Origin of the sequence: Streptomyces sp. B1866, from assembly GCF_031932565.1 — a bacterium.
In the GTDB taxonomy this organism is placed as follows: Bacteria; Actinomycetota; Actinomycetes; order Streptomycetales; family Streptomycetaceae; genus Streptomyces.
In genome coordinates, this window is the sequence record NZ_JAVSCF010000372.1 from 1 (window position 1) to 4524 (window position 4524).

General features: G+C 75.9%; 5 protein-coding genes. 3 read left to right on the forward strand and 2 right to left on the reverse strand.

The window, feature by feature from the left end; translation table 11 throughout:
* Positions 1–416 precede the first annotated feature (416 nt).
* Together RKE29_RS28150 and RKE29_RS28155 are read left to right on the forward strand one after the other, a co-directional pair.
* Positions 417–1202 (forward strand): sigma-70 family RNA polymerase sigma factor, encoded by a 786-nt coding sequence (locus tag RKE29_RS28150; RefSeq protein WP_312008508.1) that lies wholly within the window; start codon positions 417–419, stop codon positions 1200–1202.
* 63 nt (positions 1203–1265) lie between these two features.
* Entirely contained in the window at positions 1266–1670 is a 405-nt protein-coding gene (locus RKE29_RS28155; protein WP_312008509.1) for a ChaB family protein, read from the forward strand.
* Positions 1671–1687: 17 nt separating this feature from the next.
* Here the strand turns inward: RKE29_RS28155 and RKE29_RS28160 are convergent, their stop codons facing one another.
* The gene (locus RKE29_RS28160; RefSeq protein WP_312008510.1) at positions 1688–2749 is read right to left on the reverse strand and encodes an ATP-dependent DNA ligase; all 1062 of its coding nucleotides are present in this window, start codon (positions 2747–2749) and stop codon (positions 1688–1690) included.
* 126 nt (positions 2750–2875) lie between these two features.
* On the opposite strand from RKE29_RS28160, the gene ligD reads away from it, so the two are divergent.
* Positions 2876–3889: a non-homologous end-joining DNA ligase gene (ligD, locus tag RKE29_RS28165; RefSeq protein ID WP_312008511.1), complete on the forward strand. Its 1014-nt coding sequence runs from the start codon at positions 2876–2878 to the stop codon at positions 3887–3889.
* Positions 3890–4081: 192 nt separating this feature from the next.
* Here ligD and RKE29_RS28170 read toward each other — a convergent pair.
* Positions 4082–4524, reverse strand: a 443-nt coding sequence (locus RKE29_RS28170) for a glycosyltransferase family 9 protein (protein WP_312008512.1), incomplete at its 5' end; no start/stop codon positions are given.

The window sequence follows — 4524 nt, forward strand, 5'->3', positions numbered from 1 at the left end:
CGCCGGGGCCGACCCCGGTTCCCCCGTCGCCGCCGGTCCCCCCGCCCGGCCCGCCGCCCGGGCCCGCGCCCGACCCGGTGCCCAGGCCGCCCGGCCCCGATCCGGTGCCGGATCCGGCACCGCCCCCGGAGCCGGTGACGTAGCTCCGAGGACCCGGGCCCGCGCGGCCCGGCACCTTCCGCCCCGTACGGCCCCCGCGCCGTGCGGGGCGGCCGCGTCACGGGCGGGATGCCGCGGCGGCGGTGCCGCCGATCGTGTCGCACACTGGTCAATATGACGCGATTAGCCCAAATTGCGACATGCATCACCTCGTGCAAATCTGGTTCCGACTGGTTGTGGATCACCCGAAAGGGGCGAACAACGCCGCGATGGCCGCCAGGACGCCATGACATCGGACCACGGAAGAAGAGGGACCCATGTCACCAGCCGCGACTCGCCGTCGGCGCCACGACGACACTCCTGACACCGAGGGGGACTTCCTGCGCCTGGCCCGGCTCCCCCCGGGACGGGAGCACGACGTGCTGCGCGAGTCGATCATCTGCGCCTGGCTGCCGGTCGCCAAGCGCCTCGCGCTGCGCTTCCGCAACAAGGGCGAGAACATGGACGACCTCACCCAGGTCGCGTCGCTGGCCCTGGTCAAGGCCGTGGACCGCTACGACCCCGAACTCGGCCACGCCTTTCCCAGCTACGCGATCCCGGTGATCGTCGGCGAGCTGAAGCGGCACTTCCGCGACTACCTGTGGACCCTGCACGTACCGCGCAACATCCAGGAGGTGCGGGCCCGCACCCGCTCGGCGCTCGACGCCCTGGAACAGGAACTCGGCGGCCGCAGCCCCACCCTGGGCGAGATCTGCTCCCGCACCGGCATGCCGCAGGAGGACGTACGGCTCGGTCTGGAGGCCAGCGCCTCCTGCACCCCGCTGTCCCTCAACGCCGCGCTACAGGGCACCGAGGAGCGCTACCTCGGCGACACGATGGGCGCCGACGACGCGGCGATCGAGGGCGTGGTCAACCGGGAGGCGCTGCGCTCCCTCATCACCAACCTGCCCGAGCAGGACCAGTACGTGCTCTACCTGCGCTTCTTCGCCGGCCTTTCGCAGAGCCAGATCGGCGGCATCCTCGGCTTCTCGCAGATGCACATCTCCCGCTGGCTCTCCCGGCTCTACGGCGAGCTGCGCAAGGACCTCCTCGCCCACGCCTGACCGGCCTGACCGGCGTTTCGGCGGGCGGGCGGCGGGCACCCGGCCGCACGGAGGTGAGTGATCATGCCTGGACGTCAGGAGCTGCCCTCGACCTTGGAGCGCTCGCCGCAGGACGCGCAGCGCACCTGGATCAAGGCCCACGACTCGGCCGTGGAGCAGTACGGCGAGGGCGAGCGCGCCCACCGCGTGGCCTTCGGCGCCCTCAAGCACTCGTACGAGAAGGTCGGCGACCACTGGGAGCGCAAGGAGAAGGGCCGCCGGGGCCCGTCCGACCCGCGCTCGGCGCGGCCGCGGCAGGCCGGCGGGCGCAGCGGCGAGGGCGTGGACGAGCAGTCCAGCAAGCAGCACCTGTACGACGTGGCCAAGCGCCTGGACATCGACGGGCGCTCGCGGATGAGCAAGTCCGACCTGCTGGAGGCCATCCGCAAGGCGAACCGCTCGCGCACCCGCGGCGCCCGGGAGCGCTGAGGCCGCCGGAACGCGCCCTAACCGCCGAGCACGTCGCGCAGGTCGTAGCGCACCGGCTCCTCCAGCTGCGCGTAGGTGCACTCCTGCGGCTCCCGGTCGGGCCGCCAGCGGCGGAACCGGGCGGTGTGCCGGAAGCGGTCGCCCTGCATGTGGTCGTACGCCACCTCGCACACCCGCTCGGGCCGCAGCGGCACCCACGACAGGTCCTTGCCCTGCGACCAGCGGCTCGGCGCACCCGGCATGCGGGCGTGCGCGTGGGCCTCCTCGTCCGCCCAGTCGGCCCACGGGTGGCCCGCGGCCGACGGCATGCGCAGCGGCTCCAACTCGGCCGCGAGCTCCTGGCGGCGGCGCATCGGGAAGGAGGCGCTGACGCCCACGTGCTGCAGCCGGCCCGCCGCGTCGTGCAGGCCGAGCAGCAGCGAGCCGACGACCGGCCCGGACTTGTGCCACCGGTACCCGGCCACGACGCAGTCGGCGGTCCGCTCGTGCTTGACCTTCACCATGACCCGCTCGCCGGGCCGGTAGCCCAGTGACGGCCGCTTGCAGACCACGCCGTCCAGACCCGCGCCCTCGAAGCGCTCGAACCACTCGCGGGCCAGGGCCGCGTCGTCGGTCGAGCGGGTGACGAACACCGGGGCGGCGGTCGGCCGCAGCGCCTCCTGAAGCGCGTCCCGCCGCACGGTCAGCGGCGCCTCCATCAGCGACACCTCGCCCAGGGCCAGCAGGTCGAAGGCCGCGAAGCTCGCCGGGCTGGCCGCGGCGAGCTGCCGCACCCGGGAGTCGGCCGGGTGGATGCGCTCCAGCAGGGCGTCGAAGTCCAGCCGGGCGCCGCGGACGATGACGATCTCGCCGTCGACCACGCAGCGGGGCGGCAGGTTGGCCCGCAGGGCGGCGACCAGTTCCGGGAAGTAGCGGGTCAGCGGCTTGCCCGTACGGCTGCCGACCTCCACCTCGTCGCCGTCCCGGAAGACGATGGCGCGGAAGCCGTCCCACTTGGCCTCGTAGCGCATGCCGGGCGGGATGGCGGCGGCGGGCTTGGCCAGCATCGGCAGCACCGGGGGCATCACCGGAAGGTCCATGATCCCGATTGTGTGACCGGCGCGGCCGGGCCGCCCGCCGGGAGGCGGCGGGCGGGGCGCGCGCCGGGCGCCTGCCGGGCACCGCAGGGCAGGCGGGACGGGTCGGACCGGGCCTACCGTGGAGCCATGGCGGAGACGGCTGAGGTGGATGTCGGCGGGCGCACGGTGCGGGTGTCGAACCCGGGCAAGGTGTACTTCCCCGAGCGGGGGTTCACCAAGCTGGACGTGGTCCGCTACTACGCGGCGGTCGGCGACGGGGCGCTGCGCGCCCTGCGGGACCGGCCGACGACGCTGGAGCGCTACCCGGACGGCGTCGCCGGAGAATCGTTTTTCCAGAAGCGGGCGCCGAAGAACCTGCCCGACTGGATCCCCACGGGCCGGATCTCCTTCCCCAGCGGGCGGCACGCCGACGAGATCTGCCCCACCGAGCCGGCCGCCGTGGCGTGGGCGGCGAACCTGGGGTGCCTGACCTTCCACCCGTGGCCGGTGCGGCGCGCCGACACCGACCACCCCGACGAGCTGCGCCTGGACCTCGACCCGCAGCCGGGCACCGGGTACGCCGACGCCGTGCACGCGGCCGGGGAGCTGCGCGCGGTGCTGGACGGGCTGGGCCTCGGGCCCGGCTGGCCGAAGACCTCCGGCGGCCGGGGCCTGCACGTCTTCGTGCCCATCGAGCCGCGGTGGACCTTCACTCAGGTGCGCCGGGCCGCCATCGCCGTCGCGCGGGAACTGGAGCGGCGGGCGCCGGAGCGGGTCACCACCAAGTGGTGGAAGGAGGAGCGCGGCGAGAAGGTCTTCCTGGACTACAACCAGACCGCCCGCGACCGGACCATCGCCAGCGCCTACTCCGTGCGGCCCCGCCCGCACGCGCCCGTCTCCGCGCCGCTGCGCTGGGAGGAGGTGCCCGACGCCCGCCCGGAGGACTTCGACCTGGCCTCGATGCCGGGGCGCTACGCCGAGGCGGGCGACGTGCACGCGGACATGGACGGCGCCCCCCGCCGGCTGGAGGCCGCCCTGGACCTCGCCGACCGCGACGAGCGCGAGCACGGCCTGGGCGACCTGCCCTACCCGCCGGAGCACCCGAAGATGAAGGGCGAGCCGAAGCGGGTCCAGCCCAGCCGGGCCCGCGCCGAGGAGTGACCGGCGCCCGCCGCGCGGACCGGAGGCGGACCGGGCGGCCTTACGGGTGCGGAGCGCGGAGGTGCGGACGGAGCGCGTACGGGCGCGGAGCGTCGGCGGGCGGGGCGCGCACGGGCACCGGGCCGGGGCCGTGCGGGACGGGCACCGGGCCGGGCGGGGCGGCCGGGGGCCAGGTGCGGTACGGGCGGGCCCTCAGGCCGTACCGCCGAGGGTGAGCGGCGCGGGCGGGGGCGCCGCGGCGGGCCCGGGCAGGCCGGCCAGCGCCGCCAGCACCTCGGGCACCGTGATCCGCAGCAGCCGCTCGTCGGGCCGGCCGCCGTGCGCGTCGCCGGGGCGCACCCCGTCGCCGTACCGGCCGTGCCACAGCGCCCGGTGCAGCGGGGAGGGCGGCGGCCCCCACAGCCGCGGCGCCACCGGTCCGAACAGCACGACGGACGGGGTGCCCAGCGCGGTGGCCAGGTGGGCGGGGCCGGTGTCGCCGCAGACCAGCGCGCGGGCGCCGGCCAGCAGCGCGCACAGCTCGTCGAACGGCGGCGGCGCCGCGCCGCCGAGCACCGCGGACGGCGGCAGCCCGGAGCGCCCGGCCACCGCCCGGGCCAGCGGCCCCTCTCCCGGCCCGGCGGTGACCACCACCC